Raw genomic sequence first — 25,426 nt, 5'->3', positions numbered from 1 at the left:
TGAGGTACCTCAGGTCCCTCAGACGACGCTGAGCGGGATCAGGTTGCGACCCGTGGGGCCGATCTGGATCTCGGTGTCCATCTGCGGGCACACGCCGCAGTCGAAGCACGGCGTCCAGCGGCAGTCCTCGACCTCGAGCGCACCGTCGGGGTTGAGCGCGTCCTGCCAGTCCTCCCACAGCCAGTCACGGTCGAGACCGGCATCGAGGTGGTCCCAGGGCAGGACCTCGGCGTACTCGCGCTCACGGACGGTGTACCAGTCGAGGTCGACCGGCTCGTCGGCCAGCGCCTCCTCGGCCTGCTGGGCCCAGCGGTCGTAGGAGAAGTGCTCGCTCCAGCCGTCGAAACGGCCGCCGTCACGCCACACCGCCTCGATGACGCGACCCACCCGACGGTCGCCACGGGACAGCAGTCCCTCGACGATCCCGGGCTTTCCGTCGTGGTAGCGGAAGCCGATCGCCTTGCCGTACCGGCGGTCGGCCCGGACGAAGTCGCGCAGCTTCTGCAGGCGCGCGTCGGTCGTCTCGTGGTCGAGCTGGGAGGCCCACTGGAACGGGGTGTGCGGCTTGGGCACGAAGCCGCCGATCGACACCGTGCAGCGGATGTCGTTGCGACCCGAGACCTCGCGGCCGGTCTGGATGACGCGCTTGGCGAGCTCGCCGATCTGCATGACGTCGTCGTCGGTCTCGGTCGGGAGACCGCACATGAAGTAGAGCTTGACCTGGCGCCAGCCGTGCGAGTATGCCGCGGCGACCGTCGCGATGAGGTCGTCCTCCGACACCATCTTGTTGATGACCTTGCGCATCCGGTCGCTGCCGCCCTCGGGGGCGAACGTCAGGCCCGAGCGTCGTCCGTTGCGGCTGAACTCGTTGGCCAGGGTGATGTTGAAGGCGTCGACGCGGGTCGACGGCAGCGACAGCGACGTGTTGGTGCCCTCGTAGCGGTCGCCGAGCTGCTTGGCGACCTCGCCGATCTCGGTGTGGTCGGCGCTGCTGAGCGACAGCAGTCCGACCTCCTCGAAGCCGGTCTTGTCGAGGCCGTTCTGCACCATCTGGCCGATGCCCTCGATGGAGCGCTCGCGGACCGGGCGGGTGATCATCCCGGCCTGGCAGAAGCGGCAGCCGCGCGTGCAGCCGCGAAAGATCTCGACGCTGAAGCGTTCGTGCACCGTCTCGGCGAGCGGGACCAGCGGATTCTTCGGGTAGGGCCAGGCGTCGAGGTCCATCAGGGTGTGCTTGGCGACGCGCCACGGGACGCCCGGCCGGTTGGGCACCACGCGCTGGATGCGTCCGTCGGGCAGGTAGGTGACGTCGTAGAACTTCGGGACGTAGACGCCTCCGGAGGCGGCCAGGCGCATCAGCACCTCGTCGCGGCCTCCGGGACGGCCCTCGGCCTTCCACTCGCGCACGACCTCGCTGATGGCCAGCACGATCTCCTCGCCGTCGCCGAGCACCGCAGCGTCGAGGAAGTCGGCGATCGGCTCGGGGTTGAACGCCGAGTGGCCGCCGGCCAGGACGATCGGGTCGTCGTCTCCGCGGTCGACCGCGTGCAGCGGGATGCCGGCCAGGTCGAGGGCGGTCAGGAAGTTGGTGTAGCCGAGCTCGGTCGAGAACGACATGCCCAGCAGGTCGAAGGCCTTGACCGGGCGGTGCGCGTCGACCGTGAACTGCGGGATGTCGTGGGCCCGCATGACCTTCTCCATGTCGGCGAACACCGCATAGGTGCGCTCGGCCAGGATCCAGTCGCGCTCGTTGAGCACCTCGTAGAGGATCTGGACGCCCTGGTTGGGCAGGCCGACCTCGTAGGCGTCGGGGTACATCAGGGCCCAGCGGACCTCGGCCGCGTCCCAGTCCTTGCTCGTCGCGTTCAGCTCGCCACCGACGTACTGGATCGGCTTGCTGATCGTCGGCAGGAGGGGCTCCAGGCGGGGGAAGACAGACTCGACGGACATGACGTCAAGGGTAACAACGCGACGGCGGTCCGCCGACCGTCACAGCAGGCGCTCTAGGCTCGATCCGTGAAGCGACGCGAGCGCAAGCCCCCACCGTTCAACGTGCAGTACACCCCCGTGGCGACCGACGGCTCGCTCGACCAGGTCCTGACGATCAAGAACAACACCGAGGTCTCGGTGCAGCCGACCCTCCGGTTCACGCCCTACGACGTCTACGGCCGCGAGCTGCCGCACGTCACGACGCAGGGGGTCAACGGCTCCCACGTCGGCGGGCCGGTGCTGCCCGCGGGCGGCACGCTGCTCGACGTCCTGCGGTTCGACGGCCAGGGCTCCCACCTCGTCCGCGGGGTTCGGGTCGAGCTGGCCGCCGTCGAGGAGGTCGACCATCCCGCGCTCGAGCAGGACGTCAAGACCGTCATGATCGACCTGGACCAGAAGGCGACTGCCGACCCGGAGGACTTCTGGGGCATCGGCGTCGTCAACCCCAACCCGTTCGGGGTCACGATGCGCGTCTCGCTGGTCGAGCTCGAGGACCGTGTGCGCGACCAGCCGCGTCAGGTCAGCGACGTCGTGACGCTGACCGACGACGTCGACATGGCGTCGATGTCGAACCACGTCATCTGGCTGCCCGAGGACGTCCGCGGGCAGTTCCACGAGGTCGTCCACCACCTGCGCATGCCGAGCTACGCCTGACCGGCCCACCCGCGCGCCGAGTGGCGCAAACCCGCACGCGAGTGGCGCAGAACGGCGCGACTCGCCGTCTCAAAACCTTCGAACTGCGCCACTCGCGGTGCGGTGCGGTGCGGGTGGGGGGTTAGAGGTGGGGGAACCAGAGAGCGATCTCGCGGGCGGCGGACTCCTCGGAGTCCGAGGCGTGCACGAGGTTCTCGCGGTTCGAGAGCGAGAAGTCTCCACGGATCGTGCCGGGCGCAGCGGCCCGGCCGTCGGTGACGCCGTTGAGGAGCCGGACGACAGCGATGGCCTCGTCACCCTCCAGCACCAGCGCGACGAGCGGTCCGGAGATCGCGAACTCGCGCAGCGGCGGGTACCACGGCTGCTCGGTGTGCTCGGCGTAGTGCGCGTCGGCCTGGGCGGCGTCGATCGTGCGCTGCTCGAGGGCGACGAGCGTCAGTCCCTTGGACTCGAAGCGGGACAGGATCTCACCGACGAGTCCGCGGCGGACCGCGTCGGGCTTGATCAGGACCAGGGTGCGTTGTGCCATGGCCAAAACCTATCCTGCGGGGCCCGCGCCCGGCGTGCACGCCTCCTCGACCTCTGCGTACGTTGGTCGTCGTGGGCCCGTCGGGTGCCCGGAGGGAGCGACATGGCGGGCACGGGCAAGCAGTGGTGGCGCGACGCGGTGATCTACCAGGTCTACCCCCGGTCGTGGGCCGACTCCGACGGTGACGGCATCGGTGACCTGCCGGGCATCACCGCACGGCTGCCCCACCTCGCCGAGCTCGGCGTCGACGCCGTGTGGCTCTCGCCGTTCTACACCTCGCCCCAGCACGATGCCGGCTACGACGTCGCCGACTACCGCGACGTCGACCCGCTGTTCGGCCACCTCGACGCGTTCGACGCCCTGACGGCCCGCGCGCACGAGCTCGGCCTGCGGGTCGTCGTCGACGTGGTGCCCAACCACTCGTCCGACGAGCACGTGTGGTTCCGGGCCGCCCTCGCCTCGGCGCCCGGCAGCCTCGAGCGGGCCCGCTATGTCTTTCGCGACGGCAGCGGCCCCGATGGTGACGAGCCGCCCAACAACTGGACCAGCATGTTCGGGGGTCCCGCCTGGACCCGGGTCACGGAGGCCGACGGCACGCCCGGGCAGTGGTTCCTTCACCTCTTCGACAGCACGCAGCCCGACTTCGACTGGACCAACCCCGAGGTCCGCGACGAGCTCGAGGGCGTCCTGCGGTTCTGGCTCGACCGCGGGGTCGACGGGTTCCGGATCGACGTCGCCCACGGGCTGGTCAAGGCCGAGGGCCTGCCCGACACCGACCTCTCCCTCGACCCCAACGTCGACGCGACGTCGCTCTCCCCCATGTGGGACCAGCCCGGCGTCCACGAGATCTATCGCAGCTGGCGTCTCCTGGCCGACTCCTACGCCGTCGAGGGCGACGACGCCGACCGCATCCTGTGCGCGGAAGCATGGGTGCTGCCCGGCGAGTCGCTCGCGAAGTACGTCCGCCCGGACGAGCTGCACCAGTCGTTCAACTTCGAGTACCTGATGACGCCGTGGCGGGCGGACGACCAGCGCAGCACGATCACCCGCTCGCTCGCCCAGGCCGAGGCCGTCGGGGCTCCCCAGACGTGGGTGCTGTCGAACCACGACGTCGTCCGCCACGCGACCCGTCTCGGCTATCCCCAGCACGCCGGCCTGCAACGGATCGAGGGCATCGGCGCCGACGACCCGCAGCCCGACGCCGCGCTGGGCCTGCGGCGAGCCCGCGCCGCGACCGCCGTGATGCTCGCCCTGCCCGGGTCCGCCTATCTCTTCCAGGGCGAGGAGCTGGGCCTTCCCGAGGCGACCCGGCTGCCGGACGAGGTGCGCCAGGACCCGACGTTCGCCCGCACCGGCGGCAGCTCGAAGGGACGCGACGGGTGCCGGGTGCCCGTGCCGTGGGAGGCCGCCGCCCCGTCCTTCGGCTTCGGCCCCGGTGAGGCCTCGTGGCTCCCCCAGCCTGCGGAGTACGGCGCGCTCGCGGTCGACTGCCAGCGCGACGACCCGACCTCGACCCTGACGCTGTATCGCGACCTCCTGCGACTGCGCCGCGAGCTGCGACTCGGTCGCGGCCGGCTGACGTGGCTCGACGGACACCCCGCCGACGTGCTGGCGTTCACCATCTCGTCCGACGAGGCGGCGGTGACGGTGCTCGCCAACCTGGGCGTCGAGCCGCTCCCCCTGCCTGACGGCGCCACGGTCGTCGCGGCGAGCGGGGAGCGTGAGCACGGAGCGCCGGTCGACACCGACGAGACAGTCTGGCTCCGCGCCTGACCTCCCGCTGTTGCGCTGCCCGAGCCACAGGGATACGTTCGAGTCCGCCCCTGTGACCCGCGTCACCACGTGGTCCCACCCCTGGGGGCGTGGTTGGGGGAGCAATGACCGTACGTCCGTCTCGACGCATCGCCGCAGGTGTCGCCACTGCCCTGTCGATGAGCGTTCTCGCCGCGTGCGGCGGTGACAGCGGCACGCCGACGCTCAACTGGTACATCAACCCCGATGGCCAGACCACGCTCAACCAGCTGGCCAAGGACTGCAGCACCGACGACTACACGATCAAGATCCAGCTGCTCCCCGCCAGCGCGACCGACCAGCGCACCCAGCTCGCGCGGCGCCTCGCGGCCAAGGACAGCTCGACCGACCTGATGAGCCTCGACCCGGTGTTCGTCCCGGAGTTCGCCAACGCCAAGTGGCTCCTGCCGTTCGAGGGCGACCTCGCCGACCAGGTCCTCGACGACGACGTGCTCAAGGGCGCCGGCGAGACGGTCACGTGGGACGACAAGGTCGTCGCCGCTCCGCAGTGGGCCAACACGCAGGTCGTCTGGTATCGCAAGTCGCTCGCCGAGGCAGCGGGTCTCGACATGACGAAGCCTGTCACGTGGGACCAGGTCATCGACGCCGCCGCCGACAACGACGGCACGGTCGGCGTCCAGGCCAACAAGTACGAGGCCTACGTCGTGTGGATCAACGCCCTCATCCAGGGTGCGGGCGGCAACATCCTCGACCCGTCCACGGTCGAGGACGGCCGTGACGCGAAGGTGACGATCGCTTCCCAGGCCGGCGAGGACGCCGCGGCGGTCATCCGCAAGCTGGCGAGGTCCGGCGCGGCCCAGCCCGACTTCTCGACGTCCAACGAGGGCACCAGCCTCGGGCAGATGTATCCCTCGTCCGGCGCCGGGGAGTTCATGACCAACTGGACCTTCGTCTACAAGAACTACGAAGGCCTGATCGGCAAGCCCGGAGGGCCCAAGGACAAGGCCGAGCTCGACGACCTCGGCTTCGCCCGCTATCCGCAGACCATCGCCGGCGAGGAGTCCAAGCCGCCCATCGGCGGCATCGACATAGGTGTCGGGGCCTACTCCCAGCACCCCGAGCTCGCCCAGGCAGCCGCGATCTGCGTGAGCGACGCGAAGGCGCAGACGGCCCTCGCGGTCAACGAGGGACTCATGCCGTCACGGCAGTCGGTCTATGACTCCGACGAGCTGAAGAAGGCCTACCCGGCCGACCTGCTGACCCTGTGGCGCGAGAGCGTCGACTCCGGCGGCCCGCGGCCCAAGAGCGCGTTCTACAGCCAGATCTCGAGCGCCGTGCAGTCCCGGTGGCACTCCCCGACCTCGGTCGGCCCGGGCACGCCCGGCAGGTCAGCGGCATTCCTCAAGGACATCCTGAGCGGAAAGGCACTCCTGTGACCACCACCGCAACCGCGCCGAAGGCCGGCAAGGCGCCGAAGGCACCCAAGGCGCCGTCGTCCGACCGGTCCCGCGCCGAGAACCGGCTGGCGTTCAAGCTCGTCGCCCCGGCCATCGCCCTGATGCTGCTCGTCACGGCGTTCCCGATGCTGCGGGCGCTCTACCTCTCGCTGTTCAGCTACTCCCTCACCTCGCCCGACGACCGTGAGTTCGTGGGCCTGGCCAACTACGCCACCGCCCTCAGCGACGGGCTCTTCTGGCGCGACACCGGCAACACCGTGATGATCATGATCGTCACGGTGATCTTCGAGCTGGTCATCGGCTTCGCGTTCGCGATGGTCATGCACAAGGTGATCTTCGCCCGCGGCGTGATCCGCACGTCGATCCTGATCCCCTACGGCGTCATCACCGTGGTCTCGGGATTCGCGTGGCAGTTCGCGTTCTCCAACACCAACGGCTTCGTCAACAGCTGGCTGCCGTTCGTGGGCGACGACTTCAACTGGTTCGCCGAGCGCAACTCCTCACTCATCGCGATCATGGCCTCGGAGATCTGGAAGACGACGCCCTTCATGTCGCTGCTGCTCCTGGCAGGGCTGGCCCAGGTCTCCGAGGACATGCTCGAGGCGGCGAAGGTCGACGGCGCGACGTGGTGGCAGCGCCTCTACAAGGTGATCCTGCCCAACATGCGGGCCGCCATCATGGTGGCCGTCCTGTTCCGCGCCCTCGACGCCTACCGGATCTTCGACAACATCTTCGTCATGACGGCGGGCGCCAACGGCACCGAGTCGATCTCGTTCCTGACCTACCGCCAGGTCATCGAGCAGTTCCAGCTCGGCATCGGGTCGGCGCTCTCGGTGCTGCTGTTCCTGTCCGTCCTGGTCGTGGCGTTCGTGATCGTCAAGCTGTTCAAGGTCAATCTCGCCGACGCACGGCAGGAGGGCTGACATGAAGACCGATGTGAAGAGCCGGATCGGCACCGCCATCGGCTGCGCGCTGATCCTCATCTGGTGCCTGCTGCCCGTCGCGTGGATCATCTCGCTGTCGTTCAAGAGCCAGGAGGCCGTGACGGTCGGCTCCCCCGGCTTCTTCCCCTCCAAGGGCGGCGGCGCCGGGTGGCAGAACTACCAGGACGTCCTGGCCGACGACCAGTTCCGCCGCGCGATCTTCAACTCGATCGGCATCTCGCTCATCGCGACGCTGCTGTCGGTCATCCTGGCCACGCTCGCGGCGTACGCGATCGCCCGCCTGGAGTTCTCCGGCAAGAAGTTCGTGCTGACCACAGCCCTGGTGATCGCGATGTTCCCCGTCGTCTCGCTGGTCGGGCCCCTGTTCGACATGTGGCGCACGTTCGGCATCTACGACACGTGGCCGGGCCTGATCATCCCCTACATGTCCTTCACGCTGCCGCTGGCGATCTGGACCCTGTCCGCGTTCTTCCGCGAGATCCCGTGGGAGATGGAGCAGGCCGCCCAGGTCGACGGCGCCACCTCGTGGCAGGCCTTCCGCAAGGTCATCGTGCCCCTGGCCGCGCCCGGCGTCTTCACCGCCGCGATCCTCACCTTCTTCTTCGCGTGGAACGACTTCGTCTTCGGCATCTCGCTGACGTCGACGGAGAACGCCCGCCCGATCCCCGCAGCCCTGTCGTTCTTCGTCGGGGCCGATCCGTTCAACCGGCCGGCATCGCTGCTGGCCGCCGGTGCCGTGGTCGCCACGGTGCCGATCGTCGTCCTCGTCCTGTTCTTCCAGCGCAAGATCGTCGCCGGCCTCACCGCCGGCGCAGTGAAGGGTTGATCACATGGCCACCATCGAGATGAAGAACATCGTCAAGAAGTACGGCGACGGCTTCCCGGCGGTCAACGACGTCAGCATCGACGTCGCCGACGGCGAGTTCCTGATCCTGGTCGGTCCGTCCGGCTGCGGGAAGTCGACCCTCCTGCGCATGATCGTGGGCCTCGAGGACATCACGTCCGGCGACATGCTCATCGGCGGCGAGCGGGTCAACGACCTCGCGCCGCGCGACCGCAACCTGTCGATGGTGTTCCAGAACTACGCGCTCTACCCCCACCTCACGGTCTACGAGAACATCGCGTTTCCCCTCCGCCTGGCCAAGAAGAGCGAGAAGGAGATCGACGAGAAGGTCCGCGAGGCGAGCAAGACGCTCGACCTCGACGAGCACCTCCAGCGCAAGCCGGCCAACCTGTCGGGCGGCCAGCGCCAGCGCGTCGCGATGGGCCGCGCGATCGTCCGCGAGGCCAAGGCCTTCCTGTTCGACGAGCCGCTGTCCAACCTCGACGCCAAGCTGCGCGGCCAGATGCGGACCGAGATCGCCCGGCTGCAGAAGAAACTCGGCATCACGACGGTCTACGTGACCCACGACCAGACCGAGGCCATGACGCTGGGCGATCGCGTCGCCGTGATGAAGCGCGGCATCCTGCAGCAGTTGGCCAGCCCGCGCGAGCTGTACGAGCAGCCCGTCAACCTCTTCGTCGCCGGCTTCATCGGCTCACCGCCGATGAACTTTCTGCCCGCGACCGTCGAGGGCGGCAAGGTCACCCTGCCGTTCGGCACGTTCCCCCTGCCCGCCGACAAGGCAGCCAAGACCGAGGGCAAGGGCCTGCTGATGGCCGGCATCCGTCCCGAGCACTTCGAGGACGTCTCGGTGATCGAGGAGGGACACGTCGACACCTCGCGCACGTTCGAGGCCCACATCGACGTCCGCGAGTGGCTCGGCGACCAGCAGTACGCCTACGTGCCCTACGAGGCCGAGGCCAAGGTCCAGGACCAGCTCAAGGAGCTCGCCCGCGAGTCCGACAGCGACTCCCTGCGCACCCAGCTCGTGGTCTCGCTCGACGCAGCCAGCAAGGTCTCCGAGGACGACGACGCCACGCTGTTCATCGACACCGACAAGATGCACCTGTTCGACCCGACGAGCGGCGACAACCTGACGGTCGGCCTCTGACCCAGGGCGGTGCACCGGGTCAGCGCTTCTTGCTGCCCTTCTTGACCGCCTGCATGACCTCGGCGTTCCACTCGTGCTCGCGGATCAGGCGGTAGCGCTCGCAGGCCACGCGCAGGAACGCCGCGGCCGGACGCTCGTCCTTGCCACGCACGCCGGCCTCCTCGATCATCGCGACGACGGGCGAGAACTCCTCGGCGTACCACCGGGCGGCCATGGTCCCGGGATCCATGTAGGCGCCCTCGGCGTGCATCGTGCGGGCCGCCCAGGCCTCGACGGCCTCGGCGATCTCGCCGTAGTCGGCCGGGTCGTCGACCGCGACCGCGGCACGGGCCTCCCCCACGAACGGGACGCGCTGCAGCATGAGCCGGCGCCAGAACTTGAGCTCCAGGGCGGAGCGGGAGTCGATGCCGACCGGTGTGAGGAGCGTGTCGATCGCGGTGATCCGGGCCTCGATCAGCGTGACTCCGAGGCTGCGGGCGACCGAGACCCGGTGATGACCGTCGCGGACGAAGTAGTAGTCGCCGATCTGGTAGACGTCGATCGGGGGGATGACCTCGCCCGTCCTGCTGGCCCGCGCCAGCCGCTCCCAGCGCTGCCGGCTGACGGCCGACGTCGGACGGAAGCGCCGGTCGAAGTCTCGCACCTTGTCGACCGACCCGACGATCGCGTCGAGCGGGATGACCTTGGTGCCGACGTAGTGCTCGGCCCGCCGGCCCAGCGCGTCGACGACCTCGTCGAACGACATCGCCTGGACGACGTCCTCGGTGTCGCCCGTCAGCCGCGCCGCGAGGCTCGACAGCACCTGGTGGCGCCGCGCGCGCATGAAGTCGCTCTCGGCGTCGACCCGTGAGGAGCCGGAACTGCTGACCACGTCAGGCCCGTCGTCCGGAGCCGGCTGCGACCGACGAGGCGGCCTGGGGCTCGATCTCGAGGACGTGCCACGGAATCACGTTGCGGATCGTGGTCGGACCGAGCACCCGGTCAGGCTTGTGCATGCCGTAGGGATGGATGTGGCCGTGCAGGTGCCACGAGGGGCGCAGCACCTCGATGACGCCGGGCAGCGCCGCGATGCCGACGTGGCTCGGGTCGGGCTCGTCACCGAGGCCGAGGGGCGGTGCGTGGGTCAGCAGGACGTCGACAGGCCGCGCCCCCGCGCCGTCGGCAGCCCGGAGCAGCCGGCGGGCGCGCACGTCGTACTCGTCCTGGGTGTACTGGTGACCGCCCGCGTTGTAGCGGACGCAGCCCCCGAGTCCGGCGACGCGCAGCCCGCCCACGTCGAGGACCTGACCGTCGAGGTTGACGAAGCCGTCCGGCGCCGGCGACCGGCGCGTGACCTCGGGGTCGTGGTTGCCGGGCACGAAGGCGGCCGGCACGTCGAGCAGAGTGGCCAGCGTCTCGAGGTAGTCCCACGGCAGGTCGCCGGCGCCGAGCACGAGGTCGACCCGCAGGTCACGCACCCGCGACCGCATCGCGGGGACCTCCTCGTCGGCGACTGCCAGGACCCTGACCATGACCCGAGCCTACTGCGGCATGACCACGGTCACACCTGTGCGCGCGGGGGCTACCCTCAGATCCATGCTGCGCATCCTGCTCGTCGAGGACGACGACGCCATCCGCGCCGCGCTCACCCGGGCCCTGACCCAGCAGGGCGTGACCGTCGCAGCCGTCGCCCGCGGCGGTGACGCACTCGGCCGCCTGACGGAGTTCGCACCCGACGCCGTGATCCTCGACCTGGGGCTGCCCGACCTCGACGGCGCCGACGTGCTCGCGATGATCCGCTCCCTCGGCGACGTCCCGATCCTTGTCGCCACGGCCCGCGACGACGAGCGCGAGATCGTCCGCCTGCTCGACGCGGGCGCCGACGACTACATCGTCAAGCCCTACTCGGCGGTCCAGGTGCTGGCACGCGTCCGCGCGGTGCTGCGTCGCGGCAAGGCCGACGTGCCCGTCGAGAGCCCCACCGTCACGCTCGCCGACCTCGTGATCGACCCCCAGGGCCGGGAGGCCCGTCTGGCCGGCGAGCCGCTGGTGCTGACCCGCAAGGAGTTCGACCTGCTGCTCTACCTCGCGCAGCGGCCCGGTCAGGTGGTCTCCAAGAACGACCTGCTCGCCGACGTCTGGAACCTCCCGTGGGGCGGCGGTGACCGGACCGTCGACGTCCACGTGTCCTGGCTGCGCCGCAAGCTCGGTGAGTCGGCTGCCGAGCCCCGGTTCCTGCACAGCGTCCGCGGCGTCGGCATCAAGATGGTCGATCCCTCGTGACGCTGCGCCGACGCATCCTGCTGCTCGCCACGGGACTGACCGCCCTGGTCCTCGTCGCGTTCGCGGTGCCGCTCGCGATCGCCCTGCGTCAGTCGGCGTCCGACCGCGTCGTCCGCGAGACCGAGTACGTCGCGCAGGGCGTGGCCGACTACCTCACCACCAACGCCTACACGGCCAACCAGGCCACGCAGTACGTCGAGCGGGTCAACGCCCGCACCGACACGGCGATCACGGTGCTGCTGCCCGACGGCACCAGCGTCGGCGCGCCGCTGCCCGACGACGCACCCCGCGTCCCTGACGGTCCCGCAGCCGACGACGGGGACGGGGACGGGGACCGTGGTGACGACCTCGGCAAGGTGTCCGCCCCGCGCACGACGCATCTCGGTGACGGCTGGCTCGTCGACATCCGGGCCAACAGCGCCTCGGGGCGTGCGCTGGTGCGCGCCTTCGTCGGTGACTCGTCGGTCGAGGATGAGGTGCACGAGCGGTGGGCCGTGGTCGGTGGGGGCGCCATCGCCCTGCTCGTGCTGTCGGCCGTCGGCGCAGAGGTCGTGTCGCGCCGGCTCACCCGTCCCCTCGTCGCGACCGCCGCGACCGCCGAGGAGCTGAGCGCCGGGCACCTCGAGGCGCGGGCCCCCGTCACCGGCGCGCCCGAGGTCGCCCAGGTGTCGTCAGCGCTCAACGAGCTGGCCGAGCGGATCGAGGAGCTGCTCGCCTCGGAGCGTGAGACGATCGCCGACCTCTCCCACCGCCTGCGCACCCCCATGACGGCGATCCGCCTCGACGTCGAGGCACTGCCCGACTCCGAGCGGTCCCGCGACCTGGCCCGGCACGTCGCCGTGCTGGAACGCACGTTGACCGCGGTCATCGAGCACGCCCGCCAGCCTCGCACCGACCGCGAGCCCCGCGCTGCCGACGCGCGCACCGTGCTGCTCGACCGCATCGCGTTCTGGGCGCCCCTCGCCGAGGACCAGGACCGGGTCGTCGAGATCGACGTCCCCGACGCGACCGCCCCGGTCGGCTGCACCGACGACGCGCTCTCGGCGGCGGTCGACGCCCTGCTCGAGAACGTCGTCGCGCACACGCCGGAGGGCACACCGCTGAGGGTGGTCCTCCGCCCGACCGAGGCCGGGTGCGACATCGACGTGATCGACCACGGTCCCGGCATCCCGCTCGGGGCGACCCGTCGCGGACGCAGCGACCGCGGCTCCTCCGGGCTCGGGCTCGACATCGCCCGCAGCTGCGCCGAGTCGACCGGCGGCCGCCTCGACGTCCTCTCGAACGACGACGGGACCCACACCGTGCGGCTCACCCTCCAGCGTCCCCACAGACAGATTTGAACTGCATTTGACGGTGGACTGAGGCGCGCCTGATGCGCGAGCCGCGAGGCTCGAAGCATGACCACTTCACCCATCAGCCCCCGTGCCAACCTCGTGGCGAGGTCCCGCAAGCACTTCGCCGCCATCGCCGCGACGAGCATCCTCATGACCGGCGCGCTCACCGCGTGCGCCGCCATCGACGACGACTCGTCCGACTCCACGTCGACCTCGACCGGAACGACCTCGTCCGACACCAGCACGTCGTCCGACACGACGTCCGCCGACTCGGGCACCACCGACACCAGCAGCACCGACACCGGGTCGAGCTCGTCCTCCGGCAGCGGCATCACGAGCTCGGACTCCAGCAGCTCGTCCGACGGATCGAGCAACGCGTCATGAGCGCGTCCGCGATCTGGAACGACTGGTCGTGCCGGGTGCGGCTCACCGTCACCCGCCCCCAGGCGCTAGCGCCGGCCAAGCAGCACCTCGTCGCGCTGATGGCCGACGTCGCCCTGGCAGCCGACCGCTTCTCGTCCCACTCGGACGTCTCCCGCGTCAACGACGCCGCCGGCCGGCTCATCCCCGTCGGCCGGCGCACGATCGCTCTCGTCGACATCGCCCTCGACGCCGCGGCAGAGACCGGCGGGGCGGTCGACCCGACGATCGGCGCTCACCTGGTCCGCGCCGGCTACACCACCGACATCGAGGACGTCCGCGACCGGATGGTCGCCCCTGCGGACGACGACACGATCCGGCGGTCGCCCCTCCCCCAGGCCGACTGGACCCAGGTCCGCGTCGACCACGAGCTGGGCCGCATCGGCATCCCCGCCGGTCTGCGCCTCGACCTCGGTGCCACTGCCAAGGCCTGGACCGCCGACGTCGCGGCGCACGCGATCGCGTCGAGCCTCGGCACCGGCGTGCTCGTCGAGATCGGTGGCGACGTGGCCGTGGCCGGCACCAAGAAGACCCCGTGGCAGGTGCACGTCAGCGAGCGGTCCGGCGAGCCCGGTCAGCCGGTTGGCCTGGAGCGGGGCGGCCTGGCCACGTCGTCGACGATCGCCCGGCGCTGGCGCACCGCGTCCGGCGACGCGCACCACCTGATCGACCCGCGCACGGGTCTGCCGGCCGTCGGGCCGTGGCGCACCGTCACGGCGTGGGCCCCCAGCGCCGTGCAGGCCAACACCGCGACCACCGCGGCGCTGGTCCTCGGCGACGAGGCGGTCGCCTACCTCACCGAGCTCGACGTCGCCGCTCGCCTGGTGGACCACGGCGGGCGCGTCCTGACCGTGGGCGCCTGGCCCACGCAGGCCGAGGCCGCAGCATGACGATCTGGTATCTCGCCCGGGCGACGGGCATGGTGGCGCTGATCGCGTTCACCGCAGCGACCGTCATGGGCGCCCTCGCCTCGCGCAGCACCGCGCCGTCCGAGCGCTCCCTCGATCGGCGCTACCTCACCCAGATGGCGCACCGGTCGGCCGCGGTGCTCGGTCTGGTCGCCCTGGTGGCCCACGCGGTGCTGATCATCGTCGACGTCTACGTCGACGTGTCCGTCACGTCGACGCTCCTGCCCTTCACGGCGGGCTACCGGCCCCTCGCGCTGGGCCTCGGCACCCTGTCGGTCTACGCGTTCGTGCTCGTCGCCGTCTCCGGAGCGATGCGTGGACGCCTCGCGACGTCCGCCCGCGCGACCCGGGCCTGGCGCGGCATCCACCTGAGCGCCTACGCGGGCTGGGTCATGGCCATGACGCACGGCATCCTCGCCGGCACCGACACGGGAGCGACCTGGTCGACCGCGATCTATGCCGCGTGCGGTCTCGCCGTCGCAGCAGCGGTCGCCCTCCGGCTCCGCGCCCGCTCCACCGAGCTGCACCGCCCCCTTCCCACCGCCCGCACCCTCGTCAGGAGCGCATCATGACCGTCCTCGCCGACCACCCCACCGCCTCCGTCGCCTCCATCGGCGAGCCGCGCCTCCTGGCCGGCGTGGCCGAGCACGGTCGCGTCGACCACACGCAGCACCTGCGCCTGCACGGCACACCCGTCCTGCGCCGGCGCAGCTGGCTCGCGACAGCGCTGGAGGACGTCAACCTCCTGGGGCGCGGCGGCGCCGCCTTCCCCGTCGCCGCGAAGCTCGCGGCCATGCCCGCCGGCTCCCACGTCTCGGTGCTGCTCAACGGCAGCGAGGGCGAGCCGGCCAGCCGCAAGGACCGCACCCTCATGACGTACGCACCCCACCTCGTCATCGACGGAGCGATCGTCGCGGCCCACGCCCTCGACACCCGCCGCATCACGATCGTCGTCCACGACGCGACGGCCCACGACTCCCTGGTCCGCGCGTGCGACGAGCGCACCGACGCCGGGGACGTGCGCGTCGTCCGCACCCACGACGGCTTCGTCGGCGGTGAGATCAGGGCCGTCGTCAACGGGCTCAACGGCGACCGCGCCGTGCCGCCGGGGCGGCGGGTGCTGCCCCACGAGCACGGCGTCGACCGCCGACCGACCTTCGCCTCCAACGTCGAGACCTTCGCGCACGTGGCGCTCCTGGCCCGTCTGGGCACCTCCGGCTACGCCCGCGTGGGTGCCACCACGGAGCCCGGGACCAGCCTGCTGACCCTGATCGGTGACACGTCGCACCACGGTGTCTTCGAGGTGCCCAACGGCACTCCCCTGTCGGTGCTGCTTCCGCCGTCGCCCGCACCGGTCCTGATCGGCGGCTACCACGGCGTGTGGGTGCGGTCGGCGGGCCAGCTGGTGCTCGATCGTGCGGCGCTGCGGGCCGCGGGCAGCCCGCTGGGTGCCGGCGTGATCGCGCGGCCCCACGCCGGCACGTGCGTCGTCTCCGAGGTGGTGCGGGTCGCCCAGTGGCTCGCATCGGAGTCGGCCGGCCAGTGCGGTCCCTGCTTCTTCGGCCTGCCTGCCCTCGCCGACGACCTCGCCGCGCTCGCCGCCGGCGCCGGTCCCGAGCGCGCGGACGCCGCCCTGCGCCGCCTCGCGCTCGTCCGTGGGCGCGGTGCGTGCTCGCACCCCGACGGATCCGCCCTGTTCATCGGCTCGGCCCTGGAGACCCTGGCGCCCGAGCTGGCGATCCACCAGCACCACGGCACGTGCGGGCTGCCCCCGTCGACCGTGCTGCCCCTGCCGAAAGGACTGTCATGACCACGATCGACGTCGACTGGACCCGCTGCGACGCGCACGGGCTGTGCTCACGCCTGCTGCCCGAGAAGGTGTCGCTCGACGAGTGGGGCTTCCCGGTCGTCGACGGCCGCGAGGTCGAGCCGGGGCTGGTGAAGGCCGCCCGGCAGGCCGCGCTGGCCTGCCCCGCCCTGGCGCTTCGGGTTCAGTCGTCCTGAGCGGCCTCGCGGGCCCAGCGCGCCTTGTCGTCCTCGATCCGGCGGCCGAGGAAGTAGGCGCCGAACCACAGGGCCGCGAACATCAGTCCGACGAAGAACATGATCGGGACGAGGAACCCCATCGCGATCGCGCCGACCTGGATCACGTGCCCGACCAGATAGGCCTGCGGCCTGCGCAGCGACCCGGCCACCAGGATGCACAGCACCGCCAGCCCGAGCCCGACGACCAGCGCCGCGACCTTGTTGACGTCCTCGACGGAGATCATGACCGGCACGCTGAGGCCGAGGACGATTGCCTCGAGCGTCAGCATCGCCGCGCACATGCCCCTCATGCGGTCGCCTCCGAGACGAGCGCGCTCACGCGACGTCACCGCCGAACAGCATCCGGGCCTCGCCGACCGTGACGACCGAGCCGGTCACGAGCACGCCACCGCTGCCGATCGCGTCGTCGTAGCCTTCGGCAGCGTCGGCCTTGAGCACGGCACGCTCGAGCGCCTCGTCGAGGCGGGACGCGATGGTGACCCGCTCCTCACCGAAGATGTCGGCCGCCAGCTCGGCCAGCTCGACGGCCGGCATCGCCCGGTCGGTGCTGTTCTGCGTGCAGACGATCTCGGCCATGACCGGCTCGAACACGCGGAGCATCTCCTCGACGTCCTTGTCGCCCATGACACCGACGACACCGATCAGGGGGCTGAACGAGAACGCGTCCTGCACGGCCTCGATCGTGGCCTGCGCGCCGTGCGGGTTGTGGGCCGCGTCGAGCAGCACCGTGGGGCTGCGGCGCACGACCTCGAGCCGTCCGGGCGACGTGACCTGCGCGAACGCGTCGCGGACCAGGTCGGCATCGAGCTGCTTGCTGCCCGTGAAGGCCTCGACGGCCGCGAGCGCGTACGCCGCGTTGTGGGCCTGGTGCGCGCCGTGCAGCGGCAGGAAGATGTCGTCATAGGCACCCGAGAGGCCCTGCAGGCCGATCTGCTGGCCGCCCAGCGCCGTCACGCGGGAGTTGACCCCGAAGTCGGTGCCCTCGCGCAGCGCGATCGAGCCGACGTCGAGCACACGACGCATCAGCACGTCCATGACCTCGGGCTCCTGCTCGGCGAGGATCGTGTGCGAGCCCGCCTTGATGATGCCGGCCTTCTCGACCGCGATGATCTCGGGCCGGTCGCCGAGGTAGGACGCGTGGTCGACGCCGATCGGGGTGATGACGGCGACCTGGCCGTCAGCGACGTTGGTCGCGTCCCACGAGCCGCCCATGCCGACCTCGACCACGGCCACGTCAACCGGGGCGTCGGCGAACGCGGCGAAGGCCATCGCGACCATCATCTCGAAGTACGACAGCGGGTGGGCCGACGAGTCGTCGACGATCTGCGCATAGGCCGCCACGTCGGCGAACGCGTCGACGAACAGGGCCTCGCTGAGCGGTGACCCGTCGAGGCTGATGCGCTCGGTCATCGACTGCAGGTGCGGGCTCGTGAACCGACCCGTGCGCAGGTCGAGGGCCCGCAGGAGGGTGTCGATCATCCGGCTCGTCGAGGTCTTGCCGTTGGTGCCCGTCAGGTGGATGACCGGATAGGCCGCCTGGGGGTCGCCGAGGAGGCGGCAGATGGCCGCGATGCGATCGAGGGAGGGCTCGAGACGGGTCTCGGGCCAACGGCCGAGGAGCGCGCGCTCGACCTCCGCGTACGTAGGTGTCATCGGGTCCAGTATCGCAGCACCTCGGGGACGGCTCAGGGTTGCCACCGATGTTCAAAATGTCCTCTGTTTCCGCCATGATGGACGCACCTGAGATTTTGCTGTGCCACCCCCTGAGGAGAAGACGCCATGCACCGATCCGTCGCCGGCTGGATCACCCACTCCAAGGTGAAGTACGTCGTCATCTTGTTCTGGGTCGCTCTTCTTGTCGGGCTCGGACCGCTTGCCGCCAAGCTCGGCGACGTCCAGAAGAACGACCAGAAGTCGTTCCTCCCCGGCAACGCCGAGTCGACCAAGGTGCTCGACATCCAGGCGAAGTTCGGCTCCGCGAACACGATCCCGGCGATCGTCCTCTACGAGAGTGACGGCAAGCTCACCAAGGCAGAGCTTGCCAAGATCGCCAGTGATGCCCAGAAGATCTCTGCCCGCGACGATCTCGACACAGGTGAGCTGGCCAAGTTCGACGGACAGGTGCCGGTCATTCCGTCCGAGGACGGAATGGCAGCTCAGCTGTATGTGCCCCTTGACCTGGGAGTCGACGGATTCGACAAGGTCTCACCCGCCATCGAGAGTCTGAAGAAGATCGCCGATGCCGACGCAGGAGGTCTCGCGACCTACATCACTGGGCCTGCCGGTCAGGCCGATGACTTCTCCAAGGCGTTCGAGGGGATCGACACGACTCTGCTGTTCGCAGCCGGAGGCGTCGTCATCGTCATGCTGCTGCTGACCTACCGAAGCCCCATCCTGTGGCTGCTTCCGGTCATCAGTGCAGGTGTGGCCCTCGGCCTGGCGCAATCGGCTGTGTATCTGCTGGCCAAGTACGCGGACTTGACCGTCAATGGTCAGAGTGCCGGCATCCTGACCGTTCTTGTCTTCGGAGCTGGCACAGATTACGCATTGTTGATCGTGGCTCGCTATCGAGAAGAGCTGCGACGTCACGAGAACCGGCACGAGGCGATGGGCAAGGCACTGCACCGAGCGTCTCCAGCGGTCATCGCGAGCGGCGCAACAGTCATCGTCGGGCTGCTGTGCCTGTTGCTCGCCCAGATCAACTCCACCCGCGGACTCGGTCCCGTGACAGCCGTTGGCATCGCCGTCGGTCTACTCGTCATGCTCACCCTCCTGCCTGCCCTGCTCGTGCTGGTCGGCCGGTGGATCTTCTGGCCACGTATCCCGCACTTCGGTGACACCGAGCCCAATGACACGGGCATCTGGTCGCGTGTGGGCGTCGCCATCTCGAAGGCGCCCCGTGCAACATGGGTTGTCACGACCGTGATCCTCGCGGCGCTCACGGTGGGCATCGTCTCCCTGGATGCAACGGGGCTGACCAACAAGGAGCAGTTCACCAAGACCCAGCCTTCGGTGGAAGGCGAAGAAGCACTCGGACGTCACTTCAACAGCGACGAGAGCACCCCCGTCGTGATCGCAACGACGGAGAACACGTCGCAGGACATCTTGACCGTCCTCCAAGACGTCGAGGGTCTCGAGGCGTCGAGGGCTGTCGTCTCACCTGAGCCAAAGGATGGCTACTCGCTCATCCAGGTTCCCTTGACCGGTGCCGCTGACTCGTCCGAGGCAGCTGACACTGTCGAGCGAACACGTGAGGCAGTCGGGAAGGTCGACGGAGCAGATGCCTTGGTCGGCGGCACGACAGCGATCAACGCCGACGTTCAGAGGCTCTCAGGCGAAGACAACCGACTCATCATCCCGATCATCCTCATTGCTGTCTTCCTCATCCTCGGGCTGCTGCTCCGAGCAATCGCCGCGCCGGTCATCCTCATCGTGACAGTGGTGCTGTCTTTCGGTGCCGCGTTGGGCGTCAGTGGGCTGGTCTTCGATCACGTCCTCGGGTTCGGCGGCGCCGACACGTCGTTCCCACTCTTCGCGTTCGTCTTCCTCGTGGCGCTCGGCATCGACTACAACATCTTCCTCATGACCCGTGTGCGCGAGGAAGCACTGGAGGTGGGCACTCGCAGGGGCGCCCTGATCGGACTGTCTGCCACGGGAGGCGTCATCACCTCAGCCGGTCTTGTGCTTGCCGGGACATTTGCCGTGCTCGCCACGCTTCCGCTGGTGTTCCTGGCCGAGCTCGGCTTCGTCGTCGCCTTCGGCGTCTTGCTCGACACGATCATTGTCCGGTCGGTGCTCGTGACGGCGCTCAACCTCGACATCGGTCGATGGATGTGGTGGCCGAGCTCGCTGTGGAAGACCGATGGACCTGACCACCTGGCAGACAATGCACACCCGGCCGAGCCGGTGGACACGACCGGCCCCCCCATGCACAAGGCCTGATCCACGCCGCAGGACCGAGACTAGGTGGGAGCACGGGGCGGCTCCCGCCTAGACTTGTCTGTCGTGACCAGCGAACTCGAACAGACCAGCTCTGGATCAGGCGTCCCGGAGAAGCCCGTCCTCGAAGGACTCGAGGCGACGTGGTCTGCCCGGTGGGCGGATCAGGGCACCTACACCTTCGACCGGTCCAAGAGCCGGGAGCAGATCTTCTCGATAGACACGCCCCCGCCGACGGTCTCGGGATCGCTGCACGTCGGGCACGTGTTCTCCTACACCCACACCGACCTCGTCGCGCGCTACCAGCGCATGCGCGGCAAGGAAGTGTTCTACCCGATGGGCTGGGACGACAACGGTCTGCCGACCGAGCGCCGGGTCCAGAACTACTTCGGTGTCCGCTGCGACCCGACCCTGCCCTACGAGGCCGACTACACGCCGCCGGCCGAGCCCGACCCCAAGCGCCAGGTCCCGATCAGCCGCCGCAACTTCATCGAGCTGTGCAACCAGCTCGTCGAGGAGGACGAGAAGGTCTTCGAGCAGCTGTGGCGCACCCTCGGCCTGAGCGTCGACTGGTCGCAGCAGTACACGACGATCGGCGACGAGTCGCAGGTCGTGTCGCAGCGAGCGTTCCTGCGCAACGTCGCCCGCGGCGAGGCCTACCAGCAGGACGCCCCGACGCTCTGGGACGTCACCTACCAGACGGCCGTCGCCCAGGCCGAGCTCGAGGCTCGCGAGTATCCCGGCGCCTATCACCGCGTCGCGTTCCACGGCGCAGACGGCCCCATCCACATCGAGACCACCCGGCCCGAGCTCATCGGCGCATGCGTCGCGCTCATCGCGCACCCCGACGACGAGCGCTACCAGGGCCTGTTCGGCTCCACGGTGACCTCGCCGCTGTTCGGCGTCGAGGTCCCGGTCGTCGCCCACCCGTCCGCCGAGCCCGACAAGGGCTCGGGCATCGTCATGTGCTGCACGTTCGGTGACCTGACCGACGTCATCTGGTGGCGCGAGCTGCAGCTGCCCAACCGCACGATCATCGGTCGTGACGGACGCATCCTGTCCGACGCCCCGGCCTGGATCGAGTCCGAGACCGGTCGCGAGCTGTACGCCACGCTCGCCGGCAAGACGACGTTCACCGCGCGCGAGCTCACCGTCGCTGCACTCAAGGAGTCGGGCGACCTCGACGGCGACCCCAAGCCGACCCAGCGCATGGCCAACTTCTACGAGCGTGGCGACAAGCCGCTCGAGATCGTGTCGACCCGCCAGTGGTACATCGCCAACGGCGGTCGCTCGGCCGACCTGCGCGCCGACCTCATCGCCCGCGGCGACGAGATCGACTGGGTCCCGGCCTACATGCAGTCGCGGCTGACCAACTGGATCGGCGGGCTCAACGGTGACTGGCTCATCTCGCGTCAGCGCTTCTTCGGCATCCCGTTCCCGGTCTGGTACCGCCTCGACGCCGACGGCGAGCCCGACTACGACGACCCGATCCTCGCCGACGAGGCCAGCCTGCCGGTCGACCCGGCGTCCCAGGCTCCTCCCGGCTTCGACGACTCCCAGCGCGGCGAGCCCGGCGGCTTCATGGCCGACCCCGACGTCCTCGACACCTGGGCCACGAGCTCGCTGACGCCGCAGATCGTTTGCGGCTGGGAGCGCGACCCCGAGCTGTTCGCCAAGACGTTCCCGATGGACCTGCGCCCGCAGGGCCACGACATTATCCGCACCTGGCTGTTCTCGACGGTCGTCCGTTCCCACCTCGAGCACGGCAGCATCCCGTGGACGCACACCGCCCTGTCGGGCTTCGTCGTCGACCCGGACCGCAAGAAGATGAGCAAGTCCAAGGGCAATGTCGTCGTCCCCGACGAGATCCTCGACAAGTACGGCGCCGACGCCGTCCGCTGGCGGGCAGCCGGCGCACGTCCGGGCGCCGACTCGCCGTTCGACGAGGCCCAGATGAAGGTCGGGCGCCGTCTGTCGATGAAGGTGCTCAACGCCAGCAAGTTCGTCCTCGCCCCCGAGGAGCAGTACGGCCTGGGCGCCGGCGCCGACCAGCTCGATCCGGCCCTCGTGACCGAGCCGATCGACCTGGCGATGCTCGCGGGCCTGCGTGAGGTCGTCACGTCGGCCACGGCATACTTCGAGGCCTATGACTACGCCTCGGCCCTCGAGGTCACCGAGAAGTTCTTCTGGGACTTCTGCGACGACTACCTCGAGCTCGTCAAGGAGCGCGCCCGGCGCACCGACGCCGGCGGCCAGTCGGCCAAGAGCGCCTTCGTGCTCGCGCTGTCGGTGCAGCTGCGGCTTCTCGCCCCGTTCCTGCCCTACGTCACCGAAGAGGTCTGGTCGTGGTGGCAGGAGGGGTCGATCCACCGCGCCGTCTGGCCCGACAACGCGACCGACCTGACCACCGGCGACCAGGACCCGGGCGTGCTCAGCGCGGCCGCGGCTGTGCTGGCCGACGTCCGAGGTGCCAAGTCCGTGGCCAAGGTCAGCCAGAAGACCGAGATCGGCAGCCTGACGGTGACCGCGACGGCGGCCAACCTCGAGCTGCTCTCGCTCGCGATCGCCGACGTCCTGGCGGCCGGACGGGTCACCGCCCAGCCGACTCTCTCCCCCGACGAGTCGGCCGACGGATTCACGGTCGAGGCCGTCCCGACCCTCGCGGAGTAGACCCGAGAATCTGGGTTCGTCCGCGCGGGCGCGGACGAACCCAGATTCTCCTGTCCTACAACGTCTGGAACGTGATGCCGGCGTGCTGCAGCCGCTGGATCAGGGCGTCGCCCATGGCCACCGCGGTCGTGGTCTGACCCGAGACCTGCGGGAGGTCGTCGAACGCCAGGCACAGCGCCGACTCGCTCAGCATCTTGGCCGTCTCGGTGTAGCCCGGGTCGCCGCCGCTGACCTGCGTCGTGACGGTCGTGCCGCCACCGGTCGCGACCAGGCGCAGCTTGAACCACGACGTGGCGCGCTTCTCCTCGTCGGGCCCGTCGCCCTGTGACTTGAGCTTGAGCAGGAGAGCCCGGGTCGGCTTGAGCTGCGAGCCCGCCAGCAGCACGGCTCCCCCGGCGATCGTGCCGGCAAGCATCGGCAGCTTCGCGAACTGCGCGAAGTGCGAGTAGGTGAACGCCGGTCCGTAGCGGTCGAGCGAGCGGGCCGACCGCAGCACGATCTGCGGGTCGATGGTCGGCAGCGGGAGGGCCCACCCCTTGCCGCCGGCGCCACGGCCGAGCTTGCCGCCGCCGCGAATCGTGCGGCCCTCGGGACGTGGCTCGGACTTCTTGCGCTCGGCTGCCGTCCGACCGGCCTGGCGGATGCGCGAGAACGCGCCGATCGCGGAGTGGTAGGTGCCGCCCGATGCCGTTCCCCCGGCGCGGATGTAGCCCTTGACGTCGAGCGGGACGCCCTGCGGCATCTGCTCGACGGTGTAGAGCACCCCGAGGTCGTACGGGATCGAGTCGAAGCCACAGGCATGGACCAGTCGGGCGCCGGTGCGCTGGGCGGTCTCGTGGTACTTCAGCCACATCTGGTCGACGAACTCCGGCTCACCCGTGAGGTCGACGTAGGCGATGCCCGCCTCGGCGGCTGCCTTGACGGCCGGCTCGCCGTGCTGGACGTAGGGGCCGACCGTCGTGATGAGCACCCGCGTGCTCTTGGCCAGGGCCGCCATGGAGTCGGCGTTGGCCACGTCGGCCGAGATGATCTCGGGACGCACTCCGCCGAGCGAGTCGATGCGGTCGGCGACCTGCTCGAGCTTGGCCTGGTTGCGCCCCGCGATAGCCCACGTGGCGCCGGGCGGCAGATGGGTGCTGAGATAGTCGGCGGTCAGGGCACCGGTGAAGCCGGTGGCACCGAACAGGGCGATGTCGACAGTGGTCATGTCGCCAACCTACCGGCAGGTAACCCGCCTGGCACGGGCAAGGCTGGGGCTAGGACGCCTTCTTGGCGGCCTCGGCGTGCGTGAGGATCTGCGGGCCCTCGTCGCCGGCGACGGTCGCGGCGGTGACGATCACCTTGGCGACGTCGTCACGGCTCGGGATCTCGTACATGACCGGCTCGAGGACGGCCTCGATGATCGACCGGAGGCCACGGGCGCCCGTGCCCCGCTCGAGCGCGAGCTCGGCCATCGCCTCGCTCGCCTCCTGGCTGAACTCCAGCTCGACTCCGTCGATCTCGAACAGGCGCTCGTACTGCTTGGTCAACGCGTTGCGCGGCTGCGTGAGGATGGCGACGAGCGCCTCCTTGTCGAGGTTGTCGACCGCAGCGATGACCGGCAGACGCCCGATGAACTCGGGGATCAGGCCGAACTTGAGGAGATCCTCGGGCAGGACCTTGGAGTAGAGCTTGTGGGGCTCGACCGCCGCACCGATGTCCTGCTTGGCGGTGTTGAAGCCCAGGCTCATCTTGCCGCTGCGACCCTCGATGATCTGGTCGAGCCCGGCGAACGCGCCACCCACGATGAACAGCACGTTGGTGGTGTCGATCTGGATGAACTCTTGGTGCGGGTGCTTGCGGCCGCCCTGCGGCGGCACCGACGCGGTCGTGCCCTCGAGGATCTTGAGAAGCGCCTGCTGCACGCCCTCGCCCGAGACGTCGCGCGTGATCGACGGGTTCTCGCTCTTGCGCGAGATCTTGTCGACCTCGTCGATGTAGATGATGCCGGTCTCGGCCTTCTTGACGTCGTAGTCGGCAGCCTGGATGAGCTTGAGGAGGATGTTCTCGACGTCCTCGCCGACGTAGCCGGCCTCGGTCAGGGCCGTCGCGTCGGCGATCGCGAACGGGACGTTGAGCATGCGGGCGAGCGTCTGGGCCAGGTAGGTCTTGCCACAGCCGGTCGGTCCGACGAGCAGGATGTTGGACTTGGCCAGCTCGACCTGGTCGTCCTTGCTGCGGGTGCCGGCGGCCTGCGCCTGGACACGCTTGTAGTGGTTGTAGACGGCCACGGCCAGCGACTTCTTCGCGCCGTCCTGACCGATGACGTAGCCGTTGAGGAAGTCGAAGATCTCCTGGGGCTTGGGCAGCTCTCCGAGGCTCAGCTCAGCGCCTTCGGCGAGCTCCTCCTCGATGATCTCGTTGCACAGATCGATGCACTCGTCGCAGATGTAGACGCCCGGCCCGGCGATGAGCTTCTTGACCTGCTTCTGGCTCTTGCCACAGAACGAGCACTTCAGCAGATCAGCGGTTTCACCAATGCGTGCCAT

Annotated in this window: 23 protein-coding genes; 15 read left to right on the top strand and 8 right to left on the bottom strand. The window is 69.6% G+C overall.

Annotated features, from left to right (window positions below; genetic code table 11):
• Nucleotides 1–18: 18 nt before the first annotated feature.
• Complete coding sequence (locus tag HQK15_RS15435) at nt 19–1,950, bottom strand: TIGR03960 family B12-binding radical SAM protein (protein WP_173492396.1); 1,932 nt, start codon at nt 1,948–1,950, stop codon at nt 19–21.
• Between the two features lie 66 nt (nt 1,951–2,016).
• On the opposite strand from HQK15_RS15435, the gene HQK15_RS15430 reads away from it, so the two are divergent.
• On the top strand, nt 2,017–2,643 hold the full coding sequence (locus HQK15_RS15430) for a hypothetical protein (RefSeq protein WP_173492395.1): 627 nt from the start codon (nt 2,017–2,019) through the stop codon (nt 2,641–2,643).
• Nucleotides 2,644–2,764: 121 nt separating this feature from the next.
• Here the strand turns inward: HQK15_RS15430 and ndk are convergent, their stop codons facing one another.
• Nucleotides 2,765–3,172 (bottom strand): nucleoside-diphosphate kinase, encoded by a 408-nt coding sequence (gene ndk / locus HQK15_RS15425; RefSeq protein WP_173492394.1) that lies wholly within the window; start codon nt 3,170–3,172, stop codon nt 2,765–2,767.
• 102 nt (nt 3,173–3,274) lie between these two features.
• Between ndk and HQK15_RS15420 the strand changes: the two genes are divergently transcribed.
• The 5 genes from HQK15_RS15420 to HQK15_RS15400 all read left to right on the top strand — a co-directional run bounded on the left by HQK15_RS15420 (nt 3,275) and on the right by HQK15_RS15400 (nt 9,319).
• Nucleotides 3,275–4,945 carry a glycoside hydrolase family 13 protein gene (locus HQK15_RS15420; RefSeq protein WP_173492393.1) on the top strand — a complete coding sequence of 557 codons (1,671 nt, stop codon included), beginning with the start codon at nt 3,275–3,277 and terminating at the stop codon, nt 4,943–4,945.
• 104 nt (nt 4,946–5,049) lie between these two features.
• The gene (locus tag HQK15_RS15415) at nt 5,050–6,360 is read left to right on the top strand and encodes an extracellular solute-binding protein (RefSeq protein ID WP_173492392.1); all 1,311 of its coding nucleotides are present in this window, start codon (nt 5,050–5,052) and stop codon (nt 6,358–6,360) included.
• Entirely contained in the window at nt 6,357–7,304 is a 948-nt protein-coding gene (locus HQK15_RS15410) for a carbohydrate ABC transporter permease (RefSeq protein WP_367649210.1), read from the top strand. The genes HQK15_RS15415 and HQK15_RS15410 overlap by 4 nt, the downstream gene beginning before the upstream one ends.
• A 1-nt stretch (nt 7,305) precedes the next feature.
• Entirely contained in the window at nt 7,306–8,151 is an 846-nt protein-coding gene (locus HQK15_RS15405) for a carbohydrate ABC transporter permease (RefSeq protein WP_173492391.1), read from the top strand.
• Between the two features lie 4 nt (nt 8,152–8,155).
• Complete coding sequence (locus tag HQK15_RS15400) at nt 8,156–9,319, top strand: ABC transporter ATP-binding protein (RefSeq protein WP_173492390.1); 1,164 nt, start codon at nt 8,156–8,158, stop codon at nt 9,317–9,319.
• Nucleotides 9,320–9,338: 19 nt separating this feature from the next.
• Here HQK15_RS15400 and HQK15_RS15395 read toward each other — a convergent pair whose 3' ends face one another.
• A complete protein-coding gene (locus HQK15_RS15395; RefSeq protein WP_217361749.1) occupies nt 9,339–10,190 on the bottom strand; it encodes a ParB N-terminal domain-containing protein in 852 nt (283 codons plus the stop codon).
• Nucleotide 10,191: 1 nt separating this feature from the next.
• Nucleotides 10,192–10,830: a metallophosphoesterase family protein gene (locus HQK15_RS15390; RefSeq protein ID WP_173492389.1), complete on the bottom strand. Its 639-nt coding sequence runs from the start codon at nt 10,828–10,830 to the stop codon at nt 10,192–10,194.
• 64 nt (nt 10,831–10,894) lie between these two features.
• Between HQK15_RS15390 and HQK15_RS15385 the strand changes: the two genes are divergently transcribed.
• The 7 genes from HQK15_RS15385 to HQK15_RS15355 are packed head-to-tail and all read left to right on the top strand — an operon-like array spanning nt 10,895 to nt 16,247.
• Nucleotides 10,895–11,581, top strand: a complete 687-nt coding sequence (locus HQK15_RS15385) for a response regulator transcription factor (RefSeq protein WP_173492388.1) — start codon at nt 10,895–10,897, stop codon at nt 11,579–11,581.
• Complete coding sequence (locus tag HQK15_RS15380) at nt 11,578–12,921, top strand: HAMP domain-containing sensor histidine kinase (RefSeq protein ID WP_173492387.1); 1,344 nt, start codon at nt 11,578–11,580, stop codon at nt 12,919–12,921. The genes HQK15_RS15385 and HQK15_RS15380 overlap by 4 nt, the downstream gene beginning before the upstream one ends.
• Before the next feature lie 57 nt (nt 12,922–12,978).
• Nucleotides 12,979–13,299 carry a hypothetical protein gene (locus HQK15_RS15375; protein WP_173492386.1) on the top strand — a complete coding sequence of 107 codons (321 nt, stop codon included), beginning with the start codon at nt 12,979–12,981 and terminating at the stop codon, nt 13,297–13,299.
• Entirely contained in the window at nt 13,296–14,225 is a 930-nt protein-coding gene (locus HQK15_RS15370) for an FAD:protein FMN transferase (RefSeq protein WP_173492385.1), read from the top strand. Before HQK15_RS15375 ends, HQK15_RS15370 begins: the two co-directional genes overlap by 4 nt.
• Nucleotides 14,222–14,815, top strand: a complete 594-nt coding sequence (locus tag HQK15_RS15365) for a ferric reductase (protein WP_173492384.1) — start codon at nt 14,222–14,224, stop codon at nt 14,813–14,815. The genes HQK15_RS15370 and HQK15_RS15365 overlap by 4 nt, the downstream gene beginning before the upstream one ends.
• On the top strand, nt 14,812–16,053 hold the full coding sequence (locus HQK15_RS15360) for an NADH-ubiquinone oxidoreductase-F iron-sulfur binding region domain-containing protein (RefSeq protein WP_173492383.1): 1,242 nt from the start codon (nt 14,812–14,814) through the stop codon (nt 16,051–16,053). The genes HQK15_RS15365 and HQK15_RS15360 overlap by 4 nt, the downstream gene beginning before the upstream one ends.
• Nucleotides 16,050–16,247: a ferredoxin gene (locus HQK15_RS15355; protein WP_173492382.1), complete on the top strand. Its 198-nt coding sequence runs from the start codon at nt 16,050–16,052 to the stop codon at nt 16,245–16,247. Before HQK15_RS15360 ends, HQK15_RS15355 begins: the two co-directional genes overlap by 4 nt.
• On the opposite strand, the gene HQK15_RS15350 is transcribed toward HQK15_RS15355, so the two are convergent.
• Together HQK15_RS15350 and HQK15_RS15345 are read right to left on the bottom strand one after the other, a co-directional pair.
• A complete protein-coding gene (locus HQK15_RS15350) occupies nt 16,235–16,579 on the bottom strand; it encodes a DUF4233 domain-containing protein (RefSeq protein ID WP_254451080.1) in 345 nt (114 codons plus the stop codon). The two genes, HQK15_RS15355 and HQK15_RS15350, sit on opposite strands and share 13 nt — an antisense overlap.
• 25 nt (nt 16,580–16,604) lie before the next feature.
• Nucleotides 16,605–17,942, bottom strand: a complete 1,338-nt coding sequence (locus tag HQK15_RS15345) for a bifunctional folylpolyglutamate synthase/dihydrofolate synthase (RefSeq protein WP_173492381.1) — start codon at nt 17,940–17,942, stop codon at nt 16,605–16,607.
• 126 nt (nt 17,943–18,068) lie between these two features.
• On the opposite strand from HQK15_RS15345, the gene HQK15_RS15340 reads away from it, so the two are divergent.
• Entirely contained in the window at nt 18,069–20,231 is a 2,163-nt protein-coding gene (locus tag HQK15_RS15340; RefSeq protein ID WP_173492380.1) for an MMPL family transporter, read from the top strand.
• A 63-nt stretch (nt 20,232–20,294) separates the two neighbouring features.
• On the top strand, nt 20,295–22,898 hold the full coding sequence (valS, locus tag HQK15_RS15335) for a valine--tRNA ligase (RefSeq protein ID WP_367649209.1): 2,604 nt from the start codon (nt 20,295–20,297) through the stop codon (nt 22,896–22,898).
• A 55-nt stretch (nt 22,899–22,953) separates the two neighbouring features.
• Here the strand turns inward: valS and HQK15_RS15330 are convergent, their stop codons facing one another.
• The gene (locus tag HQK15_RS15330) at nt 22,954–24,105 is read right to left on the bottom strand and encodes a saccharopine dehydrogenase family protein (RefSeq protein ID WP_173492378.1); all 1,152 of its coding nucleotides are present in this window, start codon (nt 24,103–24,105) and stop codon (nt 22,954–22,956) included.
• A gap of 49 nt (nt 24,106–24,154) precedes the next feature.
• On the bottom strand, nt 24,155–25,426 hold the full coding sequence (gene clpX / locus HQK15_RS15325) for an ATP-dependent Clp protease ATP-binding subunit ClpX (RefSeq protein WP_173492377.1): 1,272 nt from the start codon (nt 25,424–25,426) through the stop codon (nt 24,155–24,157).

The organism is Aeromicrobium stalagmiti (assembly GCF_013283745.1).
Lineage (GTDB): Bacteria > Actinomycetota > Actinomycetes > Propionibacteriales > Nocardioidaceae > Aeromicrobium > Aeromicrobium stalagmiti.
Note: the sequence above shows the minus strand (reverse complement) of the source record. Positions and strands in the feature narration are given on the sequence as shown.